The sequence below is a fragment of the Burkholderia sp. YIM B11467 genome, assembly GCF_052952715.1.
The window spans coordinates 1,150,777-1,177,156 of sequence record NZ_JBQVSQ010000001.1 but is presented as its reverse complement, the minus strand read 5'-3'; the positions used below and the strand labels follow the sequence as shown (position 1 = coordinate 1,177,156).

At 66.5% G+C, this 26,380-nt stretch carries 21 protein-coding genes; 16 read left to right on the top strand and 5 right to left on the bottom strand.

The annotated features are described in order from the left end of the window. Nucleotides 1–13: 13 nt before the first annotated feature. Nucleotides 14–799: a 3-hydroxybutyrate dehydrogenase gene (locus tag ACTRWB_RS05340; RefSeq protein WP_446901187.1), complete on the bottom strand. Its 786-nt coding sequence runs from the start codon at nucleotides 797–799 to the stop codon at nucleotides 14–16. A 51-nt stretch (nucleotides 800–850) separates the two neighbouring features. Beyond that, nucleotides 851–1,591, bottom strand: a complete 741-nt coding sequence (locus ACTRWB_RS05335) for an acetoacetate decarboxylase (protein ID WP_048250644.1) — start codon at nucleotides 1,589–1,591, stop codon at nucleotides 851–853. A gap of 439 nt (nucleotides 1,592–2,030) precedes the next feature. Between ACTRWB_RS05335 and ACTRWB_RS05330 the strand changes: the two genes are divergently transcribed. After that, nucleotides 2,031–2,612: a phosphatase PAP2 family protein gene (locus ACTRWB_RS05330; protein WP_412023505.1), complete on the top strand. Its 582-nt coding sequence runs from the start codon at nucleotides 2,031–2,033 to the stop codon at nucleotides 2,610–2,612. A 26-nt stretch (nucleotides 2,613–2,638) separates the two neighbouring features. Here ACTRWB_RS05330 and ACTRWB_RS05325 read toward each other — a convergent pair whose 3' ends face one another. The 3 genes from ACTRWB_RS05325 to ACTRWB_RS05315 form a co-directional block, all read right to left on the bottom strand. Next, entirely contained in the window at nucleotides 2,639–2,863 is a 225-nt protein-coding gene (locus ACTRWB_RS05325; protein ID WP_446901186.1) for a hypothetical protein, read from the bottom strand. A 167-nt stretch (nucleotides 2,864–3,030) separates the two neighbouring features. After that, entirely contained in the window at nucleotides 3,031–3,852 is an 822-nt protein-coding gene (locus ACTRWB_RS05320; RefSeq protein ID WP_446901185.1) for a siderophore-interacting protein, read from the bottom strand. A gap of 13 nt (nucleotides 3,853–3,865) precedes the next feature. Then, on the bottom strand, nucleotides 3,866–4,588 hold the full coding sequence (locus ACTRWB_RS05315; RefSeq protein WP_446901184.1) for a PadR family transcriptional regulator: 723 nt from the start codon (nucleotides 4,586–4,588) through the stop codon (nucleotides 3,866–3,868). Nucleotides 4,589–5,441: 853 nt separating this feature from the next. On the opposite strand from ACTRWB_RS05315, the gene ACTRWB_RS05310 reads away from it, so the two are divergent. The 15 genes from ACTRWB_RS05310 to ACTRWB_RS05240 all read left to right on the top strand — a co-directional run bounded on the left by ACTRWB_RS05310 (nucleotide 5,442) and on the right by ACTRWB_RS05240 (nucleotide 26,361). Further along, the gene (locus ACTRWB_RS05310) at nucleotides 5,442–6,443 is read left to right on the top strand and encodes an FHA domain-containing protein (protein ID WP_446901183.1); all 1,002 of its coding nucleotides are present in this window, start codon (nucleotides 5,442–5,444) and stop codon (nucleotides 6,441–6,443) included. Next, nucleotides 6,440–10,477: a TOMM system kinase/cyclase fusion protein gene (locus ACTRWB_RS05305; RefSeq protein ID WP_446901182.1), complete on the top strand. Its 4,038-nt coding sequence runs from the start codon at nucleotides 6,440–6,442 to the stop codon at nucleotides 10,475–10,477. Before ACTRWB_RS05310 ends, ACTRWB_RS05305 begins: the two co-directional genes overlap by 4 nt. Before the next feature lie 33 nt (nucleotides 10,478–10,510). After that, nucleotides 10,511–10,855 carry a BMA_0021/BMA_0022 family TOMM bacteriocin gene (locus ACTRWB_RS05300; protein WP_193102005.1) on the top strand — a complete coding sequence of 115 codons (345 nt, stop codon included), beginning with the start codon at nucleotides 10,511–10,513 and terminating at the stop codon, nucleotides 10,853–10,855. 16 nt (nucleotides 10,856–10,871) lie between these two features. Beyond that, on the top strand, nucleotides 10,872–11,237 hold the full coding sequence (locus ACTRWB_RS05295; protein ID WP_446901181.1) for a BMA_0021/BMA_0022 family TOMM bacteriocin: 366 nt from the start codon (nucleotides 10,872–10,874) through the stop codon (nucleotides 11,235–11,237). Nucleotides 11,238–11,312: 75 nt separating this feature from the next. Continuing rightward, nucleotides 11,313–13,550: a TOMM precursor leader peptide-binding protein gene (locus ACTRWB_RS05290; protein WP_446901180.1), complete on the top strand. Its 2,238-nt coding sequence runs from the start codon at nucleotides 11,313–11,315 to the stop codon at nucleotides 13,548–13,550. 1,016 nt (nucleotides 13,551–14,566) lie between these two features. Beyond that, entirely contained in the window at nucleotides 14,567–14,890 is a 324-nt protein-coding gene (locus ACTRWB_RS05285; RefSeq protein WP_412023468.1) for a hypothetical protein, read from the top strand. 71 nt (nucleotides 14,891–14,961) lie between these two features. Then, nucleotides 14,962–16,284 (top strand): 3-dehydroquinate synthase II, encoded by a 1,323-nt coding sequence (locus ACTRWB_RS05280; RefSeq protein ID WP_080971017.1) that lies wholly within the window; start codon nucleotides 14,962–14,964, stop codon nucleotides 16,282–16,284. A 9-nt stretch (nucleotides 16,285–16,293) separates the two neighbouring features. Then, the gene (locus ACTRWB_RS05275; protein WP_343491126.1) at nucleotides 16,294–17,094 is read left to right on the top strand and encodes a class I fructose-bisphosphate aldolase; all 801 of its coding nucleotides are present in this window, start codon (nucleotides 16,294–16,296) and stop codon (nucleotides 17,092–17,094) included. 85 nt (nucleotides 17,095–17,179) lie between these two features. After that, nucleotides 17,180–19,570, top strand: a complete 2,391-nt coding sequence (locus ACTRWB_RS05270) for an AMP-binding protein (protein WP_193101994.1) — start codon at nucleotides 17,180–17,182, stop codon at nucleotides 19,568–19,570. A gap of 18 nt (nucleotides 19,571–19,588) precedes the next feature. Next, on the top strand, nucleotides 19,589–20,308 hold the full coding sequence (locus tag ACTRWB_RS05265; RefSeq protein ID WP_446901179.1) for a methyltransferase: 720 nt from the start codon (nucleotides 19,589–19,591) through the stop codon (nucleotides 20,306–20,308). A gap of 13 nt (nucleotides 20,309–20,321) precedes the next feature. Further along, entirely contained in the window at nucleotides 20,322–22,121 is a 1,800-nt protein-coding gene (locus tag ACTRWB_RS05260; protein ID WP_446901178.1) for an FAD-dependent monooxygenase, read from the top strand. Beyond that, a complete protein-coding gene (locus tag ACTRWB_RS05255; RefSeq protein WP_129516137.1) occupies nucleotides 22,114–22,872 on the top strand; it encodes a cupin domain-containing protein in 759 nt (252 codons plus the stop codon). Before ACTRWB_RS05260 ends, ACTRWB_RS05255 begins: the two co-directional genes overlap by 8 nt. Nucleotides 22,873–22,938: 66 nt before the next feature. Beyond that, nucleotides 22,939–23,703 (top strand): SDR family oxidoreductase, encoded by a 765-nt coding sequence (locus ACTRWB_RS05250; RefSeq protein WP_048250630.1) that lies wholly within the window; start codon nucleotides 22,939–22,941, stop codon nucleotides 23,701–23,703. A gap of 78 nt (nucleotides 23,704–23,781) precedes the next feature. Continuing rightward, complete coding sequence (locus tag ACTRWB_RS05245; protein WP_446901177.1) at nucleotides 23,782–25,497, top strand: GMC family oxidoreductase; 1,716 nt, start codon at nucleotides 23,782–23,784, stop codon at nucleotides 25,495–25,497. Between the two features lie 114 nt (nucleotides 25,498–25,611). Continuing rightward, nucleotides 25,612–26,361 (top strand): SDR family NAD(P)-dependent oxidoreductase, encoded by a 750-nt coding sequence (locus ACTRWB_RS05240; RefSeq protein ID WP_446901176.1) that lies wholly within the window; start codon nucleotides 25,612–25,614, stop codon nucleotides 26,359–26,361. Nucleotides 26,362–26,380: the final 19 nt, after the last annotated feature.

Below are 26,380 nucleotides of genomic sequence, written 5' to 3'. Positions count from 1 at the left end.
GGAGGCGAGGACGTTACTGCATGAACCAGCCGTGGCTGACGACGAACGACTGGCCCGTGAGCGCGGCGCTCGGGAACGCCGACAGGAACAGCACCGTCTGCGCGACGTCCTGCACCGTCGTGAACACGCCGTCGACCGTGTTGCCGAGCATCACCTTCTTGATCACTTCGTCTTCGCTGATGCCGAGCTCCTTCGCCTGCTCCGGAATCTGCTTGTCGACCAGCGGCGTGCGCACGAAGCCCGGACACACGACGTGCGAACGCACGTTGTGCTTCGCGCCTTCCTTCGCGAGCACGCGGGCGAGGCCGAGCAGCCCGTGCTTGGCCGTCACGTATGCCGACTTCAGCGGCGACGCTTCGTGCGAGTGCACCGAACCCATGTAGATCACGACGCCGCCGCGATCGTCCTTGTACATGTGCTTGAGCGCGGCCTTCGTCGTCAGGAACGCACCGTCGACGTGGATCGCCTGCATCTTCTTCCAGTCGGCGAACGAGTAGTTCTCGATCGGGTTGACGATCTGGATGCCCGCGTTCGACACGAGGATGTCGACCGAGCCGAACGCTTCGGCCACCTTGTCGATGCCGCTGTTCACGGCTTCCTCGTTCGTCACGTCCATCGCGACGCCGATCGCCTTGCCGCCCGCCTTGATGATCTCGTCGGCGACCGCATTCGCGCCGTCCTGGTTCAGGTCGGCGATCGCGACGGCCGCGCCTGCCTTGGCGAGCTCGAGTGCGATTTCCTTGCCGATGCCGCTTGCGGCGCCCGTGACGACTGCGGTCTTGCCATTCAGGTTGCTCATTTCGAATTCCCGTGGTGAAAGGTTTGACAGGGAGAAAGGACTGCGGACGTGTTACTGAGCCAGGTAATCGTAGACGACTTCGCCAAGGCCCAGTGTCAAATCTGCGACGAGGTGCCGGGCTTCGACGATCTCGAGCACGGGCAGGTCGGCCACGGGCGCGAGCGCGTGCGGCGCCAGCTCGAGCGATGCGGGGCCCGTCCACGCGCCCTTCATCTTGATGTCCTGCAGGTAGTAGCGCACCAGTTCGCAGACGCGTGCGGTGCCGTCGACGTGCGGAATGATCTTCAGCAGGAAATTGGGGCCGGCGAGACGCTTCGTCTGCTCGTCGATATCCAGTTCCTTGTGCTTGTAGCCCATCGTGCCGGTCGCGACGCGCACCTTGCCGTAGTCGAGCGTGCCGAGGAGGTGGTCGGTGTTCACGTGCAGGGTGGGCGATGCGAGCTTCTTCGGGAAGCCCCACAGCTCGCGGCCGCCGGCGATCGGCGGGTGATCGTCGAGATACATCGCGAGCGTGTAGCCGCCCGGCTGGCCGTTGTATTCGACGGGAATCACCTGGCCGCTTTCGGTGTAGTCGCCGAAGCCGGTCGAATCGGCCATGCGAATGAATTCGTAATGCACGAGCGGCTCGGTGACCTGCAGCGGCTCGGGGACAATTTCACGGAGACGGTCCGGATCGGTGCGATACGTGATGATCAGGAACTCACGGTCGACGAAACGGTAGGGGCCCATCGGGAAGGCAGGGCTGGTCAACGGCATCGCAAACGCTTTCGATCGGACATCGCTGGTTTTCATGCGGACTCCTTGTTGTTGATCGCTTCGTGGATGAGTGCTCGTAATCGTATGCCTGTGCGTTGCCGTTGTGCGATGCCGCATTTGGAATTAATTGTTGCCGATTTCAAAGTATTTGCGGCGTAAATATTGAGATGAACGATGCAAACGGCTCGGATGGCGCCCGGCGGCCCGATCTTCGCACACGTCGATGACGTCACGATGTGAAAAAGGTGAGTCTTTACGGGATGCTGGGTGAGCCTTTTCGGGAGACGGTTGCGCGGGAATATGTCAATTGTGTGAACTTGTGCTGCGATGCAGGCTCTAAGTGCGTTCGCCGCGGCGGGTGGGCCCTGTCCCGCATGCCCGCCGAATTAAGCATCGCTTAAGCGGGCGCCCCCTAGCATCGTTCCTGTCCGACCGGGCAACCGGTCGAATCTTTACGTCCCACGCAACCGGATTCATGCAGAACCTCAATCTCACCCTCTTTTCCGCCATCAACGCCGGGGTTGCGCCGCAGCCGGGCGTGGCCCGCCTCGCCATCTTCGCCGCCGACTGGCTCGTCTATGCGCTGCCCGCGATGCTGTTGCTGACCTGGATCTTCGGCGCGCGCCCGACGCGGCGCCAGGCGATCGAAGCCGGCGTCGGCGTATGCGTGGCGCTCGCGCTCGCGCAGGTGATCGGGCATGTCTGGTTCTCGCCGCGTCCGTTCATGGCCGGCGTCGGCACACAATTGATTCCGCATTCGCCGGACAGCTCGTTTCCGAGCGATCACATGACGTTCGCGTGGAGCCTGGCGGTCGGCCTGATGCTCGGCGGCACGACCCGGCTCACCGGGTTCGTGATGGCCGCGATGGCCGTGGCGATTGCCTGGGGGCGCGTCTATGCGGGCGTGCACTGGCCGTTCGACATGGCGGGCGGTGTGCTGGTCGGGACGGCCGGCGCGCTGGCCGCACATCTGTACGGGCAACGCGTGACCGCGCTGCTCGAACGGCTCGGCGATTCGGTGCATGCGGTCGTGATGGGGCGCCGGCACGCGCCGTAAGCGGAAGGAAGCCGGGCAGGACGCCGTCAGCCGGGCGAGCGGGCCGGTTCGGCCGCCGCGGACGGGCCGCCGCCCGCATCGTGCAGTTCGGGCGTATCGGCCGGATGCTGCGCGGCGTCGCGATCAAGGGCGCTTTCCTTCAGGATCGCGCACATCGCGACGAACAACGCGAGTACGACTGCGGCGAGGCCGCAATAACCGGCGATCTTCAGGTTGCGAAGGAAAGGCGAAGCGTGGCTTTCTTTTGTCATGACCGGGCGCTCCTGGGCGGGCTGCGGCGGCTGTCGCCTGACAGCGGTGTCGCAGACATACATATATACCAGCCGCGATGCCGATGCCAAGCCCGTCGGTGCGCCGGCGCCACGGTCGCATTACCCGTCAGGCCGTCGGGTGCCCGTAAGCCGGCAGCCCGTATGCTTCAGTCTTCCAGCGTTTCGTGTACGGCCGCCGTGCCGCGCTTCCAGTAGGCCGCCGCGCGGATGCGCGACTTGTCGACACCGCGCTCGCCGGTCAGGTGCTGGCGGACCGCGCGCATCGACAGCGCTTCGCCGGCCGCCCACACGTAGCCGTCGCCCGACGGCGGCAGCGGCAGCTCGCGGACCGCATCCAGCAGCACGTCGCCGTCCGCTTCGTCGGCTTCGGCGCGGAAGCGCCAGATTTCATGCACGTCGGCGCGCGTATCGAACGAGATCTGCGCGGTGCGATCCGCGACTTCCAGCACGACCGCCGCGCGCGCACCGGCCGGCAATTCCTCGAGACGCCGCGCGATCGCCGGCAGCGCCGTATCGTCGCCGATCAGCAGATGCCAGTCGAAACCGGTCGGGACGACGAACGAACCGCGCGGGCCGCCGATGCCGAGCCATTGGCCGACGCGCGCCTGCGCGGCCCACTGCGACGCGGGGCCCGGATGGTTCAGCACGAACTCCAGATCGAGTTCGCACGCGGTGCGGTCGAAGCGGCGCGGCGTGAAGTCGCGCGCGACGGGCTTCGGCTCGCCTTCCGGAAACTCGGGGCCGTTTGCGCCGAGCGTCGGCATCGCGGGCCGTTCGGCGCCGGGCGGCGGGAAAAACACTTTCACGTGGTCGTCGAACGACGCGGATTCGAAATCCGCGAGATCGGGGCCGCCGAGCGTGACGCGCAGCAGATGCGGCGTCACGGTGTGCACGCGCAGCACCTGCAGCAGGCGGAACTTGAGGGTGTGGCGCACGCGGGTCACGGTGCGCTCGGATGTATTCTGCATCAATCCGTACTCCTTAGATATTGACGGGCGGCGCGGATGACGCGCCGGTGCCGCCTTCGATTTCGGCCGTCGCGCGGCGCATGATTGCCGCGATGCGACGCTGTTCGTCGGGGCCGGCTGCGCTCTTGTGCAGCAGCGCCCGCTTGAGCGCGACGCGCGCCTCGACGAACTCCGGCAGCCAGCCGGCCTGCGATTCGTCTTGCGCTTCGTTGCCGGCGGATTCCCCGGCGAATGCGCGGCGCATGAACTCCATCTTGCGTGCGAGGTGCGTGAGGCGTGCGAACAGCGTGTCGACGCGTTCGCGCTGCGCGTCGAGATGCACGCGGCCGGCGTCGGTCAGCGCATAGCGCTTGCGGTTGCCTTCCGCCTGCGACGCGACGAAGCCGCCTTCCTCGAGATACGTGAGCGCCGGATACACCATGCCGGGGCTCGGGCTGTAGAAACCGTTCGAACGTGTGTCGAGCGCCTTGATCAGCTCGTAGCCATGGCTCGGTTGCTCGGCAACCAGCGCGAGCAGCAGCAGCTGGAGATCGTCGGAGCTGAACTGGCGGCCGCGCGGCATGCCGTCGTCGCCGAAATCGCCAAAGCCGCCGCGCCCGCCCCGGCCGCCACCGAACGAATCGTGGCCGCGGCGGTGGCGACCGATCGCGTGCCAGAGACCGGCGAACCAGTCAGGGCCTGCATGCGCACCTTGCCCGTCGCATCGGGCATGGCCGCGGAAGTGGTTGTGTCGCATGATCGTGTCCTGTATGTCGTAAAACATATCTAAAGATATATATCGAAAGATAGAGCGTCAAGGGGATTATTTGGGGTGGGATGGAGGGGCGGCAGCGGCCGTCTGCTTGCGACGAGGATTCCCGCCGATGCGTTCCGTTAACCTCCTGGGCGGGTCGATCCTGACGACCGGACGGTTGGATGATCTGGCGGTCGACGCAAGACCTGATTTCGCAGTGGCCGCGAGCTATTAATCGAGAGGCACAGCCGTGCCGACCCTTATTCGACTACCGAAGACACTTCGAGAAACTCGTCGTGACGCAATATCCTGATGCAATAAATGAGGCAATGTTGATTTTCAAAACGCTGGCGATCATTATTTAAATTGCCGGAATTTTTTTAAGCCGATTGAAATGAATTAATTGATTTCCGTTTCATCAAACAGATTTTCCGTGCCAACAAAGGTGTCCAAGTCAGGCGCATCATTCAATGTGATCTCACCCAGACAACGTACGTCGGCCATGGATCGCGCGTCGATGAAGATTTTCGACCCTTTATTTGCAGCCCGGAAATTCGCCGAAAATGTAAAGCATTGCAATATAAAATCCCGGATCGAGTATTCCGGTTGCGATGCGCGATTTTATTTGGCAGGATTTTCATCAAGTTGCTCGGTTTTAAAACGGCGAAACGGTCGGCAATTCTATTAACCGAAATAACACGTGCCGGATGAGCAACGATTCGAAAGGAAGCTGACGAGAAAACAGGTAACGAGGCGGCGAACAGTCGAGATTGTTCGCGATCAATGAATCAATCGCTTGCCCGGCAGCGCCGATGCGTGACTCGGGCGATCCGGGCGAATCCGACACGGGGCGGCCATGGCGATACTCAAGAACGATACCTCCGGAGAAGCATGTCTGCTCCGCGCGTATCACGTGTTCGGGCGCGATGCCGCACGCTGCGACACGGTCATCCGGGATGGGTCGGTGTCCCGCGTCCATGCCCATATCCGCTGGATCGGCGGCTCATGGGAACTCCACGATCACAGCAGCAACGGCACGTCGGTATCGGGTGTGCCGTTGCGCGACGGCGAGCATGTGGTGCTGCAACAGGGTGACGTGATCCGGTTCGGCAGGGCCGGTGTCGCGCCGTGGCGCGTCGAGGCGCTCGACGATCCGGCCGACACGCTGTGGCCGGTCCGGGGCGCCGCGCCCCCGATCGTGCTTGCGTCGCGGCAGATCCTGCCGGCACAGGCCGCGCAGCCGGTCACGATCGTCCGGTCGCCGGCCGGCGAATGGCTGTGCGACGACACGTTGCCGCCGCGTGCGCTCCATGACGGCGATGAAGTGTCGACCGGCGGCATCACGTGGCGCCTGGCCCTCGTGCGCAGCGGCTCGACGGTGATGCTCGCCGCGCCCGTCGATCCGGCCGTGCCGGCGCAACTGCTCGAATTTTTCGTCAGCCGGAACGAAGAACACGTGCGGATGCTGCTGCATGTCCGCGGCGGCGTGGTCGACCTCGGCGAGCGCGCCCATCACTACAGCCTCGTGACGCTCGCCCGCGCGCGCTCGGCCGACATGCAGGCCGGCCACGACGCCGCCACGCAAGGCTGGATCGAACTCGACCGGCTGGCGCGCATGCTCGGCATCGATACGTCCCATGTCAACGTGCAGATTCACCGCGCCCGGGCCCAGTTCACGGCGCTGCCGGGGCTGGACGGGAGCCAGCTCGTCGAACGCCGGCGCGGCAGCGTCCGGTTCGGCGATTTTCCGTTTCGCGTCATGCGCGGCGAGCACCTCGAATGCCAGTCGGTGCCGGGCGTCCAGCCGCGTGTCGGCGCGCCTCGTCCGGCGCCGAGCCTGGTCGCCCACTACTCGTGAACACGGGAGAACCGGCCGTGTTGCTGACCCCGTCCCGCGCGCCCGTCGTGCAGGAAGCACGTGAACCGCGGCAGCCCGCCGCGCCTTTCGCGGAGCTGGTCGGCACCCGGCATTACCGGCTCGGTGCGCTGCTCGGCGAAGGCGGCAATGGCGTGGTGTTTCGCGCGACCTGCGGCGAGACGGGGCAAGCGGTCGCGATCAAGTTGATGCGGGATGACGCCGCGCGGACCGCGGCGGAACGCGCGCGCCAGCGTGCGCGCTTTCAGCGTGAGACGAGCCTGTGCGAGGCGCTGCGGCACCCGAACATCGTCGCGTTGCTGGACCAGGGGGAAGCGCCCGACGGCCGGCTGTTCGCCGTATTCGAGCTGGTACAGGGCCGGACCCTGCGCGACCGGCTCGCGGCGGAGGGGCCGCTGTCGGCCGTCGACACGGGCCGGCTGATGACGGAGGTGCTGGACGCGCTCGCGGCCGCGCATCGGCAGGGCATCGTGCATCGGGACCTGACGCCGCAGAACATCGTGATCACGATGGCCGAAGACGGGCCGCACGCGAAGCTCCTCGATTTCGGCATCGGTGCGTTGTTGCCCGGCACGGCAGACATCGCGCGCCAGACCGCGACGCTGGCGACCGAGGTGCTCGGTTCGCCGCCCTATTGCGCGCCCGAGCAATTGCGCAACGAGCCGCCGACGCCCAGAACCGATCTGTATGCGTGGGGCCTGATCGTGATCGAATGCCTGACGGGCGAGGTCGTCATGCACGGCGCGAGCGTGGCCGACATTCTCTATCAGCAGCTCAGTCCGGTGGATGTCGCGCTCCCGCCGTCGATCGCGTCGCATCCGCTCGGCTCGGTATTGCGGCGCGCGTTGAGCAAGAATCCGGAGCAGCGCGCCGCGTCGGCCGACGAACTCGCGGTGCCGTTTCGCGCGCTCAACTTCGCCGCGCTCGTCGGCCAGTTCGATGCCAGCCGCGCCAGCGTGCAGACCCGTCCGCGCCCGTTCGCGCCACGCAGCGAGACGATCGCCACGGTTGGCGAGTACCGGCAGATCACCACGCTGTGCTGTTGCGTGACGATCACCGGCGTGGGCCGGCAACGCCACGCCGGAACCGATCACGGCGACTTGCTCGACGGTTACGAGGAGCAATGGCTGACGAAGTGCGCCGACATCGCCGTCGGTTACGGCGCGCAGGTCGACGGACGGCTCGGCGACACGCTGCTGTTCCATTTCGGCCTGCGCGGCGACATCGACCGGCCGGCGCGCCGCGCCGCGCGCGCGGCACTCGACATGGTGCGGGTGACCGAGCGCGCACGGCTGCCGACGGCGCCCGGCGGCCGCGCCGGTGGCGAAAGCTGGCGCGTCGAAGTGGCCGCCGCGATTCACGTCGGGCAAGTTCTCGCCCATGCGTCGCGCATGTCGGGCGTATCGACGCCCGCGGCGGCGGCGCGGCTGCTGCGGCTTGCCGGGCCCGGGCAGATCCTGATCAGTGACGATGCGCGGCTCGCGCTCGAACGGCATGCCGACTATCGGCCGACCTCGTTGCGGCTGGCGCGGGCGGGCCTCGTGCCGCAGCCGGTTCATGAATTGCTCGGCGAGCGTCGTGCCGATACGCCGTTCGATTCGCTCGACGCCGGCATGCGGGCGCCGATGGTCGGCCGCGCGCGCGAATTCGACGCGCTGATGCGCGCGTGGCAGGAGACGCTCGGATGGCATCGTCGCGCGATGCGCGGCGAGCCTGCGCCACGCGGCGTGCCGCGGCTCGTTGTCGGCGATGCGGGAATCGGCAAGTCGCGCCTCGTGCACGAGCTGTGCGAGGCCGTCCGGAGCCGGGGCCACACCTTCGCGCATTGCGGGTGCCTGCCCGAGCGGGAAAATCATGCGCTGTTTCCGATCCTGCGATTTATCGGCGCGCATTGGCATATCGACGCCGACAGCCCGCCCGGTCTCGCGCTCGCGGCGATCGACACCATGATCGCGCCGCTCGAATGCGATCATGCGGCGGCCCGTGTCGCGCTTGCGACCTGGCTGGGGCTACCCTGCGATGCGAACGGGTTTCTGTGGTCGAGTGCGCGCGAACAGCACGCGCTGTTCGACGTCCTCGAGCAACTGATCGTGTCGCTCGGCAACGGCGCGCCGGTGCTGCTCGTGGTCGAGGATGTCCAGTGGATCGATCGCTCGACCGAGGACTTTCTTGCGTACCTGCAGCGCTCGCCGCGCGCGGCGGCCCTCGGCATCGTGTACACGTCGCGCCCCGTCAAGCTCGGGCGCTGGCGCGGCGCGACCGAACGCCTCGTGCTGCGCCGCCTGCCGCGCGACGACGCGCAGCGCCTGATCTCGGCGTGTGTGGGCCACGGCACGCTCGATCCGGCCTGGCTCGACCGGCTCGCCCATCGCACGGCGGGCATCCCGCTGTTCATCGAGGCGGTCGCGTGCGAGCTGACGATGAGCGGCGCGGACGGCTCGCTCGCGGAGCTGCGGGCAACCGACCCTTATCCGCTTCCGCTCAGTCTCGGCGGCATGCTCGGTCTCGCGTTCGACCGGATCGACGACGCGCGCGACACCGCGCAGCTCGCCGCGACCATCGGGCTCGAGGTGGATGCGCAACTGCTCGCCGACGCATCGCCGCATGATCGGGCCACGCTCGACGCGCATCTGCGGCTGCTGCTCGAAGAGCGGATCGTGTACGCGCAACATCGGCGCGATCGCGTGTTCTATTCGTTTCGTCACGCATTGATTCGCGACGCGGCGTACGAATCGATGCCGCCCGCCGTGCGGCGCGGCAACCATGCGCGCGTCGGCCGCGCGCTGCTCGCGCAAGGCGATCGAGGCGCCGGCGCGCATGCGTTCGGCGTCGCCGGACACTTCGCGCGCTCGGGTGCCTTCGCCGACGCGATCGCCCACGGTATCGACGCGGCGCGGCGCGCACTCGAACGTTCCCGGTACGACGACGCGATCCGCTACGGGCAGTCGGTGTTCGACTGGCTCGGCAACGCCGACTACGCGCAGCGCGAGCACGACAGCGCGCGCATTCGCGCCACGTTGACGCACGCGACGATGGCACGGTTCGGCTGGGCGGATCCGCAGGTGCGCGAGCATGCGGAGCAACTGCTGCGGCAGATGCAGACGCTCGACGACCCGGCGCTCGAGATCAGCGCGCTCTGGACGCTGTCGACCTACTACCACGTCGCGGGCGATCGTCCCACCGTGCGCAGGATCGGCACGCGGCTGGACGCGCTCGCGACCGAGCGCGGCGATGCCGGCGTCCAGGTCGCGGCGGACGCGATGCGCGGCATGAGCCTGTGGGTCGACGGCGACTATACGCGCGCCCGCGCCGCGTTCGACGCCGTGCTGGCCGGCTACGACGTACGGCGCGACGTGGACCATCGGCGCCTCCTGGGGATCGATACGCGCGCGTGGACGATGGCGTCGCTCGCGAGCGTGCGCTGGTGCATGGACGACGATCCGCAGGCCTCGCTCGTGATGGCGCGCGACGCGGTGTACTGCGCGACCTGCCTCGACCATTTGCCGACGCTCGGCGTCACGATGATGTACCTCGCACGCACGTACCAGCTGGCGGGCGATCGCGACGCCGCACGCACGTTGTCGGAAGCGATTCTCCGTCTGTCGGAGGTGCATCGGCTGCGCGCGGTCGAGCACTACGCCGCGATCATGCTTGCGTGGACGCAAGGAGATCGCGCGGGCATCGTCGCGCATCTCGACGCGCAGCGGCAATCGGGCGGCCTGCTCGGGCTGACCTACTACGCGTCGCTGCTTGCCGAACTGGACGCCGCGCGCGGCGACTACCCTGCCGCGCTCGCGCAGATCGAGCAGTGCCTCGCGTGGTGCGAGTCGACCGGCGAACGGTATTACGAAGCACAGCTGCTGCTGAAGAAGTGCGAGTACTTGCGCCGCGCCGATCCGCGATGCGGTGGCGTGGCCGCGCTGGCCGCGTGCCGGCGCGCAATCGAAGTTGCAACGACGGCGGGCATGGGCCGCATTGCCGGGCTCGCCGAAACGATGTTGCAGTCGTTGCCGTAAGTGGTTCCATTCATCAATCAGGAGAACATACTGATGAGCACGGATAATCGATTACCGACGTACGAAGAGTTTCTCGAATATCGGGCAACCGTCATTCGGGCGATAGCGCTCGCGTGGCATTCCAAAGCGTTTCTCGACGAACTCGAGGCCAATCCGATCCACGCGTTGCGCGAGCATTTCGACTATCACTTTCCGTTCGATCTCGACCTGAAGGTGCAGACCAAGTCGTCGGCCTGGACACCGGGCGTCAACGGCGACTGGACGGCCGGCCAGAAAAACAAGCTCACGTTGTTTCTGCCGCCCGCGCCGGCGAACGAGAAGCACTTCGCGCAGGCGCTGGCCGCCTACAACGCGAACCACATCACCATCATGGAATGACTTCAGGGAAACCGACATGGCAAAGGAAAACGCTAATCCGACGCTCGAATCGATGCTGGAGTTTCAGAAGGTCTATCTGCGTGCGATCGCGCTTTCATGGCGAAACTCGGACTTCAAGGACGAGCTGCTGAAGAAGCCGCTGGATACGCTCGCGAAATACTTCGGTTACCAGTGTCCGTGGATCATCGACATCGAGGTCGTCGAACCACCGGACGGCGATCATGGCTGGAGGGACCACGGGAGGGACGGCGGGAGTTGGCACCTGCCGCGCAACGTGATGACGGTCGGCATACCGGAAAAGCCGTTGAGCCGGGACGAAGAAGCCGTTGCACTCGCGGCGTACAGCGACGCCGGGTCGACTTACCTGTTCACCTGCTGCTGACCCGGCGCGGTCGCGCCGCGTACAGTCGCGCGGCGCGACCGCGATGTTTGTTGACCCGCCGCACGGAACCAGACGATGCTTGATGACTTTTCGCGCGTGTTGCGCTTCAAACCGCATTTGCTCGTGCTCGATGCGGGGCCCGAGACGCTGTTCGTCGTCGATGAATTCAAGCGCGCGATGCTGTCCGGCGCGCACTTCGTGCAGATCGCCGCCTGCTTGCGGGCGCGGATGACGATCGCCGAGATCGTGGCATCGCTCGCCGGCACGTTCGGAGAATGGGACGTGCTCGCGCGGCTCGATCACCTGGTGCAGCGCGGGTACCTGCGTGCCGACTCGCCGCACGACGACGATGCGGCGCGCGGCTTCTTCGAGCGCGCCGGACTCGACGGCGACGCGGCTTGTGCGCACGTCGTTCAACTGCGTGTTGCGGTCGAGGCGTTCGGCGCCGACGATGCCGCGCTCAGGCGCGCGTTCGACACGGCCGGCATCGAAGTCGTGCCGGACGCCGAATTGACCGTCGCGATCACCGATACGCACGACCGCGACGATCTCGCCGCGTGCGCCGCCCGCGCGGCGGCGCGTGGCGGGGCATTGCTCGTCGTGGCGGCCAGTGGCGTGCAGACGCTGATCGGGCCGTTGCTGGCCGGCGGCGGCGCGTTGGCCGACGCGCCGTGCATCGAATGCGTGCGCTACTGGATTCGCATCAACCGGCCGGTCGAGGCGCTGCTTGCACGCCATCACGGCAGCGACGCGACGCATCTGCCGCCGGCCGCCTCGCGCGCCGGGGCCGCCGCGGCGGCGGCGCTGGTGGCGGCGACGGTCGAGCAGATCGCGGTCAACCGCACGGCGTCGGAACGGCTGCAAACGCATATCGTGGCGCAGCGCATCGACACGTCGACCGCCGAGCGGCACCGCGTGACGAGGCGTCCGCAATGCCCGTGCTGCGGCAATCCCGCGTGGATGCGCGAACAGGCGGCGCATGCGCCGCGGCTCGCCGACCATGCGCCGTTGACGCGTACCGACGGCGGCTACCGTACCGCCGATCCGCAACAGGTGTTCGAGCGTTATGCGCACCTGATATCGCCGGTCAGCGGCGCGATCGCGTATCTGCACCCGATGCCGAAGCGACACGCGGGCCTGCGCAAGGTCTATGCGTCGGGCTTTCTCGTGTGCCCGGCCGCCGTCCCGGGCAGCAACCGGTTCGACAGGCTCTGCTCCGGCAAGGGCCGCACCGACGATCAAGCCCGTGCGAGCGCGCTATGCGAGGCGCTCGAACGATACAGCAGCGTGTACCAAGGCGACGAGGCGACGCTGACCGGAAGCATCGAAAGCCTGCTCGCCGATCCGGCATGCGACGCCGTACCGATTCACGTGAACGATCTTCAGCAGTTCAGCGAACGGCAATTCGACGCGCGCGATGCGATCAACGCGTTGACCCACGATGTTCGAAAGCAGGTGCCGCCGCGTTTCACGGCGCACGACGTCATCGACTGGACACCGGCCTGGTCGCTCGTGACCGGCAGGCGCCATCTGGTACCGCTGAGTTACTGCTATGCGGAAACGCCCGACAGCGCGCAGGCTCATGCCGCATGCGTGCACAATCCCAACGGCTGCGCGGCGGGATCGAGCGTCGACGAGGCGATTTTGCAGGGCATGCTCGAATTGATCGAACGCGATGCGGTCGCGATCTGGTGGTACAACCGGATCCCGCGCCCCGGCATCGATCTCGCGAGTTTCGACGATCCGTATTTCGATGCGCTCGTGCGCGAATACGCGGCGTTCGGATGGCGTTTGTGGGCGCTCGACATCACCACCGATCTCGGGGTGCCGACCGTGGCCGCGCTGGCGGAAAATCCGCAAGACGGGCGGTTCTCGATCGGCTTCGGCTGCCATCCGGACGGTCAAATCGCAGTGCAGCGGGCGCTGACCGAAGTCAACCAGTTGCTCGATATCGCAGCGGATGCTCCGCACCCGTGGGATCGCGACAAACTCTTGGCAACCGGTTTCCTGTATCCGGCGAACGGCGTGCGCTGCACGACGCGCGCGACATGGCAGCCGATCGACGCTGCATCGTTGCCCACGGCGCTTGCGCATTGCGTCGGGCGCATCGCGGAGGCCGGCATGGACGTGCTCGTCGTCGACAAGACGCGGCCCGACATCGGCTTGTCCGTGGTGCAGGTCATCGCGCCGGGGCTGTGCCATTTCTGGCCGCGTTTTGGCGCGCGACGGCTCTACTCGGTTCCGGTGGCGCTGGGTTGGCGCGCGCAGCCGTGCGTCGAACAGGAGCTGAACCCGGCACTGCTGTTTCTGTGACTGGACCGATGGCCCTTTCGTGGCAGCGGAAGGGCCAGGTCTCCACGGCGATGACCGGCATGAACGGTTCGCTCCGCATCGTTCGACGACCGTTGGCGACCCCTGGCAATCGTCGCTCGGCCTCGGGAAACGTGCCCGAAATCTCCGTCTGGATGAGCACACCGAACTTCTTTCCACATGTCTGGAGAAAACCCGTTGCACGTTATCAATATGCCTAATGATATGGATGCCAGATCAATATAAAGATCTGCATTCCTGAAATTAAGGTTGACGTGGACGTGACCAACATCAAACAGCCACGCCAGTGCGGCGGCGCGCACGTGCGTCCGTTCGCGGACGATCTCCGATAAGCGGATCCCACACATCGGGCACAGGCGTCGGCACGCCAGCTCCGCGCATGCCGACGCCGCTGCGCTGGGTGTCCGCTGCTTCCTCTTCCGGCGCTTTCAGGCCCCTTTTTCCACCGTCCGTCTAGGGAGCGGCCGCCCGGTCCGCACGCGCATTGTGATCCTGAAATCGAGCGTATTTCGGTGACAGAAAATCACGCCCCGCGTCAATAGCGTTCTTGCTCTCTCATTCCGATAAATTTTTTTGAGATGTTATTCAATTGCAGAGCAACTTCCATTTACACTAGCGACGCGATGCCAATGAGGTTGAAGGAATGTGAATAATTCACCGGATCAAGCCGTTTGAAAGAGCGTTGGTCGTGTGAAAGAAGTCCGTTTATTCCGTAATGCTGAAAAAATCGGCTGCATTAAATCGATTCAGGAAATTAATCGATTTTCGCATCTCGAGTAACTAACGAAATCATTGTTTCGTCATGTGAAGCGATGCGCGCATCCAGGGTTTGACGAGTGGCGATGACCTGCCGGCGAGAGACGGCAGCGTGAAACGAGAAAGGCATGTCTGCCGGGACGGCGCTGGTGCTGGCCCGGGAGCCAGGTTGCTGACGAATTAATCACCGCGGAATCGTTGGGAGTTGAATCATCCGGTTCGCCTTGCATCGGCATTGGCGAATGGACATCTTCGGTCGCTGCATCGAGTGCATACGTTTTTCCGGCGAGTCAATGATGAATGAATCACCGCAAATCCGTTGGGTGGTTGAATTTTTCGATTCGTCAAATATTCCGAATCACGGATACATATTTTTCAGTTGTCGCAAAAGTTACATCTGTTATCCGGGAGAGCCAATTGGCTTTACTCCCGACGGTATGGCTGCGGCAATCGCCGCGTTGCGTCACTGCCTGAAACAGGCACCACCGAGAGAAATACTGATTTCCAATAAAAAGATCGACCGTGTCTCGCAGTCAGGGATGCCTTGCGAGCTGGTTCAGGCTTGAGCGTCGACAGTTCGTGGCATGGCGCCGGTAGCCGCGCCGTGTCTTTGTTTATCCACCTGGAGAGGATGCGCATGAGCAATGCGAGTGTGACAGCGAAGATCAAGGAAACGCCCGCGCCGAAAGAACCGACGACGATTCCGACTCCGTTCGAGACTCAGGAGACGGTTGCGAAGCGGACGTCGGTGAAGCTGACCAATGTGTCGGCGAACGGCCAGTCGAAGCGCGCGGCCCTGGACGGGCAACTGGTGTGGTACGACACGGCGCAACTGGCCCGGCCGCATCCCGACGACAGCATGTTCGTGCGGGTCGTCAATTCGCTGTACAGCGGCGTGGTGATCTACCCGGACAACGCGGCCAACCTGCTGCCGGCCATTCCGGCCCGGATGCGGATCGTGCTCCGCCTGCGCAATGCCGCGGACATCAACGCGTTTCGGGAAGGTCCGCTGTTCGCCGAGTTCAAGGATGACGGCAAGCGCCGGCGCAGCGTGGCCTGCGCGGATATCGCAGCGCTGCGGCAACTGGGCGCGGAAGGCATTTCGACCTGCTACACGAGCTACGTCGACGATCGCGACAGCCTGCTCGGCGCCATCAACGACGGGCTGGGGTTCGACTATCTGTGGATCCGTTTCCGTGACCCGACCAACATTCCGCTGGAACTGGTGATCGCGTCGCTGCAATCGACGGGCACGATCCTGATGAAGGAAATCAACGAGCCGACCAACGTCGACGACGCGATCGTGTCGTACGGCGTGATGGAGTACGGCGCGGAAGGTGTGATCTTCTCGCCGCGCGACCATCAGGCGATGACCTCGTTCCTCGAGCAGATGGCGGACGCGGAACACGAGAACCTGTCGATCCAGACCGGCACGGTGATCCAGAGCCGCCCGGTGGGCATGGGCTACCGCGCATGCATCGATACGTCGACGCTGTTTGCGCCGGACGAGGGGATGCTGGTGGGCAGCACGTCGCAAGGCGGCCTGCTGGCCTGTCCGGAAGTGTTCTTCCTGCCTTACATGGAGTTGCGTCCGTTCCGCGTCAACGCGGGGGCCGTGCATTCCTATGTCTTCAATACCGGCAACCGCACCGACTACATGAGCGAGCTCAAGGCCGGCTCGCCGGTGATGCTCGTGAATGCGAAGGGCCGCGTGCGGCGCGCAACGGTGGGCCGGATGAAGATCGAGCAACGTCCCCTGCGCCTGATCGAGGTGGAGTTTCCGGGCAAGGAGCGCGTCAACGTCCTGATGCAGGACGACTGGCACGTGCGCGTGTTTTCCGACGCCGCCAAGCCGCTCAACATCTCGGAACTGAAACCTGGCGACAAGGTACTGGGCTACGTGACGGAGCCGGGGCGTCACGTGGGCATCAAGATCAACGAGACGATCATCGAACAGTAGGAGACGTCGATGGGCTACGTCGGTAGAAAACTGAGAGAGCGCCGGATCCTGTTCCCGGATTCGCAGCGCGGGCTGATCGTGCCGGTGGACCATGGACTGACGCTGGGTCCGATTGCGGGCATGCAGGCGACGGAGGCACTGGAAAGCTGGGTCGGCAGCCGCGACCTCAGCGCGGTGCTCGGTCACAAGGGGCTGATCGAGCGCCTGATCGTGCGTCAATGCCTGCATCCGGCAACGGGCGTGATCGTGCACCTGAACGGCATGGCGAGCCTGTCGCCCGATGCGGACACGAAGATCATGGTGGCCGATATCGACACGGCGTTGAAGCTGGGCGCGGACGCGGTGTCGATTCAGGTGAACTTCACGACCAGCAATTTCGCGCACAACTTCGCCATGCTCGGCGCGGTGACGGACGCGGCCCATGCGGCCGGGCTGCCGTTGCTGACGATGCTGTACGACAAGGTGAAGGCGCCGACTTCCGCGGAACGTCTGGCCCGCCTGCATCACCTGGTGCGGGTCGTGACGGAGCTGGGCTCGGACGCCGTGAAGCTCGCGTATGCGTCGGTGGACGAGATCGAGGAGCTGGCTTCCGTTCACGGACGCGATATCCGGATCTTCTTCGCGGGCGGCGAAAAGGCGGACGAGGAGGTGCTGGTCGCGATGTCGCAGGCTGCGATCCGGCATGGCGCAACCGGCCTCTGCATCGGCCGGAACGTGTTTCAGCATGCGCGGCCGCAGGCGCTCCTCAGGAGGCTGGCGGACAGCGTAAAAGGCCGGTCCGAGCAGGTGGCCGAACTCGATGTCGTGTGATTCCGTTCGCCGCGCCATTGGGGCGCGGCCGTGGAGAACCAATCCGATGAATGCAATGAACGATCGACCGGCAACGGGGCAGGTCATGACCGACCCCATGCAGCTGTCGCAGCTTTGGGCGGACATGTTTCCGGAAGGGCTGCTCGAGGAGCTGGGTGCGAACCCGTTTCTCGCGGCGTGCCGCGACGGTACCGTCAGCGACGCGCAATTGCGCGGCTTCCTGATTCAGCACCAATATTATTCGCAGTACTTCACACGTTACCTGTGCTCGCTGATGGGCGGCCTGACCGAGCTGAACGAGTTCAAGGCGCTGTCGCACAACCTGGCCGAGGAGTTGCTGGGCGACGGCACGGACCAGGTGTCGCATGCGGAACTGTATCTTCAGTCGATGGACGCGATGTCGGCGGCGCCGCGCAGTCTGCCGATGCTGTCGAGCACGCGCGCGCTGATCGACGTCATGTTCCTCTATTGCCGCGGTGCCGATCCGCTGGACGGCCTGGCCGCGCTGTGCCTCGGCGCGGAAGCGATCGTGCCGATCGTCTATGGACCGATCCTGGACGCGCTGCGGCACCGCGATGCGCCGCTGCAGGCCACGCGATTCTTCCAGATTCACGTCGAGGAGGATGAGCAGCACGCGATCGTGATGCGCGAAATCATCGACCGGATGCTGGCCGAGAAGCCCTACCGGCGTGCGCGCGTGATCGCGGTCGGCGAGGAGATGGTGCGGCGCCGGATGGCGATGCTGACCGAGCTGCTGTCGTATCCGGGCGAGGACGTGCCCGATACCGATGCGCGCTTGCCCGAACCCGAACTGGCGATGCTGCGCGCCGATGCGTCGCTGGGCAGCGGCAACTTCGTCGATCTGTGCCTCGCGCTGAATCCGGCGAAGGAGGTCGAGTTCCTGCAGCTGGACAAGCCGGTGAACTATGGCGACGGTGTGCCGGTCCGGGCGTTCAGCCTCGCGACCCTGCAGCAGTATCGCGCGGCACTGGCGGACTGGTACCTGGGCCAGGGCGTGGGCCGCGGCGACGTGGTGGCCGTGTGCGTCGAGGACGGCATCGCGCCGTTTCTCCACTACCTCGCGCTGACGAGCCTCGGTGCCGCGATCGCGCTGATCAATCCCGCGATGCCGGCCGAAGTGGGCGCCGCGTACATGAGCGAGAACGGCTTCGACACGCTGGTGGCGGACACGCACACGCAGGCGACGAGCGCATTCGTGCAGCACTGGCGCGCGTCGAACGCGGGCCGGCTGGTCGACGCATCGCGCGCGGCGCTGCGGCGCGACGCGCAGTTGCCGGCCTGGTGGCCGGTCGCGCCGGAGGATTCGACGCTGGTGATGCTGAGCCATACGTCGGGCACGACCGGGATCCCGAAAGCGGTGCGCTTCGAGCACCGGCAATTCTTCATGGGCAAGCGGGCCCGCATCGGGCGCTTTGCCGAGGGCCCGGACGAGCGGCTGCTGACGGCGCTGCCGCAATCGCATTCGGCGGCGATCAGTCATCTCGAAACCGCCGTGCTGCATGGCATTCCGACCTACGTGATGGGGACGCAGGAAGGCGACGCGGTGCGTGCGGCCATCCGCGCGTTTCGTCCGACCACGGTCGTGGCGTTCCCGAAGAGCTACATGCAGCTGGTCGAGGGCGGCGTCGGCGCGCGTGAATTCGACTCCGTCCGGCGCTGGTTCAGCATGGGCGACGCGGCGCACCAGAGCCATACGCGCCGCCTTCTGGTCGGCGCGCCGGAATCGCGCTTCATCGATGCGTTCGGCAGCTCCGAGCTGGGCATGGCGCTGTTCCGCTGCGAATCGACCGCCGCCGCGCTGGCGCCGCAACGCGCGATCGGCCGGCCGGTGGATATCGCGGTCGCGAAGATCCTCGATCCGGTGACGGGCCGCGAAGTGGCGCCGGGCCAGCGCGGCCTGCTCGCGGTGCGTGCGCCGACGATCACGTCGGGGTACTGGCAGCAGCCGGAGCGTACGGCCGGGGCATGGCAAGGCGGTTATTTCCTGACCGGCGACGTGGCGTACTGCGAGGACGGCATCTTCTATCAGATCGACCGCGAAGTCGATGTGGTCGAGACGGCGGCGGGCCGGCTCTATACGTTGCAGCTGGAGGAAGTGGCCCAGCAGGTGGAAGGCGTGTGCGACGTGGCCGTGGTCGGTGTGGGCGGCGGCACGGCCGACGATCCGGCGCTGCTCGCGCTGGTGCTGCCCGACCGGCATGCCGGCGATCCGGCGAGCGTGGCGGACGGCGTGCTCGAGGCGCTGCTTGCCGAATGCGGTGCGGTGCTGCCGGAACGCGGCGTGGCCGTGGCGATCGTGCGCAGCCTGGCGTTCCTGCCGGTGGGCGCGACCGGCAAGGTGCTGAAGCGGCTGCTGCGCGATTCGGCGGGTTCGCTGCTGCGCGATGCGTTCGACGGTGCGGCCGGGACGCGCGACGTCCTGTATGTCGCGCGCGGTTCAGCCGCGCGCGTTTGAACAAGGGATAGGCGACACATGAACGATCAAGACTACGAATCCGACGCGTTTGCATCGGTGCGGCGCCGGCTGGCCGCCGCCGAGGCGGACGGCATTGTCCACTACGTGTGCGACGGCCGCAGTTTCGAAGTGCATGCGGGGGTGTTCCCGCCGACGCATTTTCAGTCGACGGGCATCTTCACGCGGCACCTGCCGTATCGCCGCGGGGGCAGCTTTCTCGAAATCGGCTGCGGCGCGGGCGTGACGTCGGTGATGGCCGCCATTGCCGGTTGCGCGCGGGTCGTTGCCGCGGACATCAGCGCGGCCGCCGTGCGCAACACGCAGGCCAACGTGCTGTTGCACGGCGTGGCGGACCGGGTGTCGGCGCGGCACGGCGACCTGTTCGACGTATTGGAGCCCGGCGAGCGGTTCGACCAGATCTTCTGGAACTCGAATTTCGTGTTCGTCCCGGAAGATTACGTGTTCGAGAAGCCGATCCTGCGGGCGTTCTGCGACGCGGGCTACCTCGCGCATCGCCGGTTCCTGCGCGAGGCGTCGCAACACCTGACGCCGGACGGGCAGTTGCTGATCGGCTTCAGCAGCCTCGGCGACGAACGGGCGCTGACGGACATGCTGGCCGAACACGACTACTCGTCGACGATCGTGGCGTCCGCTTACGGCGAGGGGGCCGGCGCGCACCGCTACGACATCCTGCGGCTGTGGCCGGGCGGGCAGCCGTCCGCGGTCGACGCGGCGTGAATCCGGAGCGTGCATGTCGAACGCCGCATGTGAAGCGCGCCCCCGGTCCGTAACAATGCACGAGCGTCCCGTGGCGATCGTCGGCGGCGGCCCGGTAGGGCTGTTGCTCGCGTTGTTTCTCGATCGCCATGGCATCGCGTCGGTCGTGTTCAACCGGGAATCCGACAGTCGCTGGCATCCGAAGGGAAGCACGCACAATTCCCGGACGATGGAGCACTATCGCCGCCTCGGCATAGCGGACGCCGTGCGCGCGCTGGGCTTGCCGCCCGATCATCCGCGCGATGTCGCGTATTTCACGCGGCTCGCCGACTGGGAGTTGGCTCGGCTCGCGATGGGTTCGGAGTACGAACGGATGCAGGCGGCGCGCACCGCCGAAGACGCCGACCAGGTGCCCGAGCCGCTGCTGCGCGCGAACCAGATGTACGTGGAGCAGTTCCTGCTCGCCCATGCGCGCACCCGGCCGAACATCGACTTGCGGTTCGGCTGGTGCGTGAGCCGGTTCGAGCAGGACGAGGCGGGCGTCACGCTCGACGCGCACGTCACGGACGGCACGGCGCCGGGCGAGTCATGGCGGGCCGCGTACCTGGTCGGCTGCGATGGCGGTCAGAGTTTCGTGCGGCGTGCGCTCGGCATTCGTTATCTCGGCCCGAGCGGCGCGAGCGACGGGTTTCTGAGCGGCCGGATGATCTCGAGCCATGTGCGGATTCCGGCGCTGCACCGCGAGCTGCTCAAGGGGCGCGAGTCGTGGATGTACAACGTGATGGCGCCCGGCTCGCGGATGCTGCTGATCAGTCTCGACGGAGCGGACGAGTTTCTGCTGATGTCGAAGGCGGACGACGAGGATGCGTTGCCGGACGATGCGGCGGTGATTCGCCGGATTCGCGAAGGGGTCGGCCGGCCGGTCGAGGTGGAGGTGCTCGCTCACGCGCCGTGGCAGGGCGGTGTCGCGCTGGTGGCGGAGCGTTACTCGGACGGGCGCGTGTTCCTCTGCGGCGACGCCATTCACCTGTTTTCGCCGACGGGCGGTTTCGGCATGAACACCGGCATCGACGACGCCGCGAACCTGGCGTGGAAGTTGGCGGGCGCGCTGCAAGGCTGGGGCGGCGCGGCATTGCTCGCGAGTTACGAGGCGGAGCGCCGGCCGATCGCGCTGCGCAACACGGCGGCGGCGCGTCGGCTGACGCAGCGCGTCGGCGAGGTGCAGGTTCCGGCGGAGGTGGAGGCGGCGGGCGCGCAGGGCGACGCGGCGCGCGCGCGGATGGGCGAAGCACTGCAGGCGTTTCGTGCGCAGTTCGAAGCGATCGGTGTCGAGCTGGGGGCGCGATACGACGGCTCGACGATCGTCTGGCCGGATGGCGACGCACCGGACGACGACCCGCTGACCTACCGGCCAAGCAGCGTGCCGGGTGGCCGTCTGCCGCATCTTTGGCTGACCGGCGCGGACGGCGTGCGCCGCTCGGTATTCGACCTGCTCGGCACGGGTTTCACGTTGTTGCGGGTGAGGACGCCGGCTGAACCGTCGGCGTCTGACGACGGCGCGGCGCGGCTCGTCGATGCCGCACACGCACGTGCCATTCCGCTGTCGATCGTCGAGATCGTATCGGACGCGGCGCCGGTGTTGTACGAGCGGCGGCTGGTCCTGGTTCGGCCCGACCAGCATGTCGCGTGGCGAGGCGACTTCGTGCCGCGCCACGCAGGCGAACTGCTCGATCGCGTGGCCGGGCGCGCGACCGGTTCGGCCGACGTCGGGCATCCGGCCGGCGCAGCACACGGGTTTAACACGGAAGTTCAACTGAGGAGCGACCATGAGTGAAATGCTGGAGGAAGCGCAAACGTCGACCGGGTCGGCCGATCACGCCGGTTCGCAGCACCACCGGGCGGATCACGACGTCGAGTCGGATTGGGCGGAAGACGCGCAGGCCAACGCGGCCGCCTTCGCGCTTGTCGAGGACGACCCCGAGCCGCTGGTCGTCAACGGCGAGCCGGAGGGCGCGTCGATCAAGTTCGTCCGCACCGGCGACAGCACGGGCGGCCGGTATCTGATGGCGAAGGTCGAGATCCCGCCGGGATCGGGGCCGCCGCTGCACCTGCATACGCTGACCGACGAGTGGTTCTACGCGCCGGAAGGCGGCATCGTGATGCTGATGGGCACGAAGAAGTACAAGGACCTCGACCAGCCGCCGAACATCGCCGGACGCGACACGATCCGGATGATCCCGATGAAGAAGGGCAGCCTCGTGTTCGGTCCGCGCAATCACATCCACGGTTTTCTCAACGTGTCGGACAAGACCGTCGTCGTGCAACTGGTGTGGACGCCCGACACGCCGGGCGAGTCGCTGCTCGGTTACTTCAAGTCGATCGCGAAGCCCATGCTGCCGGGCGTCAAGGGCGCGCTGAACAACCCGATCGTGCAGCTGAAGGCCGTCAGCGAGGCGCGTGAATTCGGGATGATGTTCAGCACCGATTTCTGGAGCTACGCCGAGAAGGTCGAGGAGGGCGTCGCTCCGTTCGGCAAGAACCTGCCGGGCCTGATCAAGCTGTTCAAATCGGGCGAAGGTTCGTGAGTGAAAGCGCCGGACGCATCTGCCGGCGCGATCTGTTAATACGCAATGCTAATCAAGGTAAAGAAAATGACTCTTCTCGCTGACAAGACCGCAATCGTGACGGGCGCCAGCTCGGGTATCGGCCGCGAGGCGGCGAAGCTGTTCGCGAAAGAAGGCGCGAGCGTCGTCCTGGTGGCGCGCCGTGCGGCGCAGCTCAACGCACTGGTCGACGAGATCGCCGGATTCGGCGGCAAGGCGATTGCGCTGGCGGGCGACGTGAAGGACGAGCGTTGCGCGAAGGAAGCCGTTGAACTGGCCGTCGGCAAGTTCGGCGGGCTCGACGTCGCGTTCAACAATGCCGCGACGATGGGCGCGCTCGGCAGCGTCACCGACATCACGCTGGACGGCTGGCGCGACACGCTCGAAACCAACCTGACGAGCGCGTTCCTCGGCGCGAAGTATCAGATTCCGGCGCTGCTCGCGCGCAAGCGCGGTTCGCTGATCTTCACGTCGTCGTTCGTCGGTCACACGGTCGGCTTTCCGGGCATGGCGGCGTACGCCGCGAGCAAGGCCGGGCTGGTCGGCCTGACCAAGACGCTCGCTGCCGAGTATGGCCCGTCGGGCCTGCGCGTCAACGTGCTGATGCCGGGCGGCACCGACACCGAGATGGGCCGTGAGGCGGCCAGCACGCCGGAACAGAAGGCGTTCGTCGAGAGCATTCACGCGCTGAAGCGGATGGCCAATCCGGAAGAGATCGCGAAGTCGGCGCTGTATCTCGCGTCCGACCTGTCGAGCTTCGTGACGGGAACGGCGCTGCTCGTCGAAGGCGGCGTGTCGATCACGCGCACCTGATCGGTTGTCCATCGGGCGGCGCGATCGCGTCGCCCGTTCATTCCACTTCCTTCTCCAATTCCAATTGCCGGGACGACCATGAGTCACGAGGCCGAGCACCATCCGCAGCATCCGCAACTGAACGATTCGAACCCCGGCAGGCCCGGGGGCCGCCGTGCGTTTCTGGGGAAACTGGCCGCGCTGGGCGCGGGGGCGGCCGGGATCGGCGAGTTCAGCCATTTCATCGATGCGGCCGAAGCCAGCCAGACCGGGAAGCTGCGCGACAGCTACGACTACGTCATCGTCGGCGCCGGGTCGGCCGGATGCCTGCTGGCCGACCGGTTGTCCGCGTCGGGCGCATCGGTCCTGCTGATCGAGGCGGGCGGCAACCAGCTCGGCCAGTCGAAGGTCGCACTCGTCGCCGACTGGTTGCGCAATCTCGGCAGCGATACCGACTGGGCGCGCACGAGCGTGCCGCAGGGGCAGCTCGATGGCCGCCAGCAAGCGTCGCCGGCCGGGAAGACCTGGGGCGGTTCGGGCAGCATCAATGCGATGATCTGGCTGCGCGGCGATCCGCGCGATCATCGCGCGTGGCAGCAACTGGTCGGCCCGGAATGGAATCCGGCCGAACTGAGTCGCGCGTACCTGCAGATGACGCAGGCCTCGCGCACCTGCGGCGGTGCCACCGGCCACATCACGGTCGGCCGTTATGCCGACGCGCATCCGCTCACCGCGGCCTATCTCGCAGCCGGCGTGTCGACGGGCCTCGGGCAGATCGAGCTGAACGCCGGCCGGCGGCTCGACGGCACCGGCGTGACCGAAGTCAACGCCACCGCCGACGGGCACCGTGCCGGGCCGGCACAGGCATTCCTGGCGCCCGCGCTGGCCCGGCCGAACCTGACGGTCCTGTCGAACGCCGTGGTTGCGAAGCTGGTCCTGCAGGGGACGGCCTGCCGCGGCGTCGAGGTGCGGCTCGGATCGTCCGCGCTCACGATCCACGCGACTCGCGAGACGATCGTGTCGGCCGGCACCGCCGTGTCGCCGCAACTGCTGATGCTGTCCGGCCTCGGGCCGCTCGATCAACTGGCGCCGCTCGGTATCCAGGTGCGGCAGGACATGCCCGCCGTCGGCCGCAACTTCCACGATCACTTGCTGTTGAGCGTCACGTACAAGGCCCGCATGGCGATCGCGCCGCAGGTGTCGAACGGCGTGTCGACGATGGCGTATTACGGCGGCACGGCGGTCAGCGCGCCGACCATCCAGGTGGCCGGCATGCAGTATCCGTTCGGCGGCCCGCTTGCCGCGGGCGAAGGCTACACGCTGATTCCGTTCCTCGCGAAGCCGCGCAGCCGGGGAACGGCCCGGCTCGTCAGCGCGGACCCGCGTCAGCCGCTGACGCTCGATCCGAACTACCTGGCCGAGGCGATCGACCGCGACACGATGATCGCGGCACTCGACCGCACGCTGGCGCTCGGCGCGGCGCGCGCGCTGGCGCCGTACAACGGCGGACTGCAGTCGAGTGCGCCGCTCGCGACGCGTGCGGACAAGCTCGCGTTCATCCGGCAGAACGCCGCGCCCGGCCTGCATTTCGTCGGCAGTTGCGCCGCGGGCCGCGATCCCGCCACGAGCGTGGTCGATGCGCGGTTCCGCGTGTGGGGCATCCAGAACCTGCGCGTCGTCGATGCTTCGGTGATTCCCGAAGTGCCCGCGGTCAACATTCAACCCTCCGTATTGACCGTCGCGCAGCTTGCCGCGAATCAGCTCCTTGCCGAGGCACGCGCAAGCGGTGCGATGGCTGCGGTCGCGGCCTGCTGAGCCGGCAGCGTCGAACGTTCCACGCCGGGGCTGCCCCGGCGGTTTCGGGTTGCGCGCCGCATGCATCGGCATGCCGCGCGGCCTCTTTCCCATTCATTGCTGGAGAAATCGCGGATGAAATCACATCTGGGCAACAAAACCGCACTGGTCACGGGTGCGTCGCGGGGCATCGGACGCGCCACGGCACTCGCGCTCGCGCGCCAGAACGCATACGTGCTCGTGCATTACTCGACCGCGGCGGCGGAAGCGGAAGCCGTGGTGGCCGAAATCCGGGCCGCAGGCGGGCGCGCCGATGCGCTCGCGGCCGATCTCGGCACGGCGGACGGCCCGCATGCGCTGGCCGCCGCGACGCGCGAGGCCCTCGACGGCCGCCTCGATATTCTGGTCGCGAACGCGGGCATCGCGATGAACGCGTCGATCGACGACATGTCGCTCGACGATTTCGACCGGCTGTTCGCGGTCAACGTGCGTGCACCGTACTTCCTGACCCAGCAGTTGCTGCCGTTGATGGGCGAAGGCGCCAGCATCGTCCTGCTGTCGTCGCTCGGTGCGCGTTCGCCGGTGGGCGAGATCTCCGCGTACGCGGCGACGAAAGGCGCGATCGACACGCTCGTCAAGCACTTCGCGCAGGCGCTCGGCAGCCGCGGCATTCGCGTGAACGGCGTCGCGCCCGGCGTCGTCGATACCGACATGTCGGCATTCGTGCGCAGCGACGCGGGCCGCGAGCAGGTCTTCAAGCTCCAGGCGCTGCAGCGGGTGGCGCAGCCGGAAGACATCGCCGACGTCGTCGCGTTCCTGGCGTCCGACGGCGCACGCTGGATCACGGGCGACATCGTCCAGGTCGACGGCGGCACCAAGCTGTGATCACGCGGCCCGGCGTGCC

Coding starts and splice junctions, on each gene's coding strand:
- ACTRWB_RS05300 (WP_193102005.1), top strand. CDS start 10,511: ATGAGCACGGATAATCGATTACCGACGTACGAAGAGTTTCTCGAATAT.
- ACTRWB_RS05315 (WP_446901184.1), bottom strand. CDS start 4,588: ATGCGACACAACCACTTCCGCGGCCATGCCCGATGCGACGGGCAAGGT.
- ACTRWB_RS05270 (WP_193101994.1), top strand. CDS start 17,180: ATGACCGACCCCATGCAGCTGTCGCAGCTTTGGGCGGACATGTTTCCG.
- ACTRWB_RS05335 (WP_048250644.1), bottom strand. CDS start 1,591: ATGAAAACCAGCGATGTCCGATCGAAAGCGTTTGCGATGCCGTTGACC.
- ACTRWB_RS05340 (WP_446901187.1), bottom strand. CDS start 799: ATGAGCAACCTGAATGGCAAGACCGCAGTCGTCACGGGCGCCGCAAGC.
- ACTRWB_RS05320 (WP_446901185.1), bottom strand. CDS start 3,852: ATGCAGAATACATCCGAGCGCACCGTGACCCGCGTGCGCCACACCCTC.
- ACTRWB_RS05280 (WP_080971017.1), top strand. CDS start 14,962: ATGAGCAATGCGAGTGTGACAGCGAAGATCAAGGAAACGCCCGCGCCG.
- ACTRWB_RS05295 (WP_446901181.1), top strand. CDS start 10,872: ATGGCAAAGGAAAACGCTAATCCGACGCTCGAATCGATGCTGGAGTTT.
- ACTRWB_RS05260 (WP_446901178.1), top strand. CDS start 20,322: ATGTCGAACGCCGCATGTGAAGCGCGCCCCCGGTCCGTAACAATGCAC.
- ACTRWB_RS05255 (WP_129516137.1), top strand. CDS start 22,114: ATGAGTGAAATGCTGGAGGAAGCGCAAACGTCGACCGGGTCGGCCGAT.
- ACTRWB_RS05290 (WP_446901180.1), top strand. CDS start 11,313: ATGCTTGATGACTTTTCGCGCGTGTTGCGCTTCAAACCGCATTTGCTC.
- ACTRWB_RS05325 (WP_446901186.1), bottom strand. CDS start 2,863: ATGACAAAAGAAAGCCACGCTTCGCCTTTCCTTCGCAACCTGAAGATC.
- ACTRWB_RS05265 (WP_446901179.1), top strand. CDS start 19,589: ATGAACGATCAAGACTACGAATCCGACGCGTTTGCATCGGTGCGGCGC.
- ACTRWB_RS05330 (WP_412023505.1), top strand. CDS start 2,031: ATGCAGAACCTCAATCTCACCCTCTTTTCCGCCATCAACGCCGGGGTT.
- ACTRWB_RS05245 (WP_446901177.1), top strand. CDS start 23,782: ATGAGTCACGAGGCCGAGCACCATCCGCAGCATCCGCAACTGAACGAT.
- ACTRWB_RS05310 (WP_446901183.1), top strand. CDS start 5,442: ATGGCGATACTCAAGAACGATACCTCCGGAGAAGCATGTCTGCTCCGC.
- ACTRWB_RS05240 (WP_446901176.1), top strand. CDS start 25,612: ATGAAATCACATCTGGGCAACAAAACCGCACTGGTCACGGGTGCGTCG.
- ACTRWB_RS05285 (WP_412023468.1), top strand. CDS start 14,567: ATGGACATCTTCGGTCGCTGCATCGAGTGCATACGTTTTTCCGGCGAG.
- ACTRWB_RS05275 (WP_343491126.1), top strand. CDS start 16,294: ATGGGCTACGTCGGTAGAAAACTGAGAGAGCGCCGGATCCTGTTCCCG.
- ACTRWB_RS05250 (WP_048250630.1), top strand. CDS start 22,939: ATGACTCTTCTCGCTGACAAGACCGCAATCGTGACGGGCGCCAGCTCG.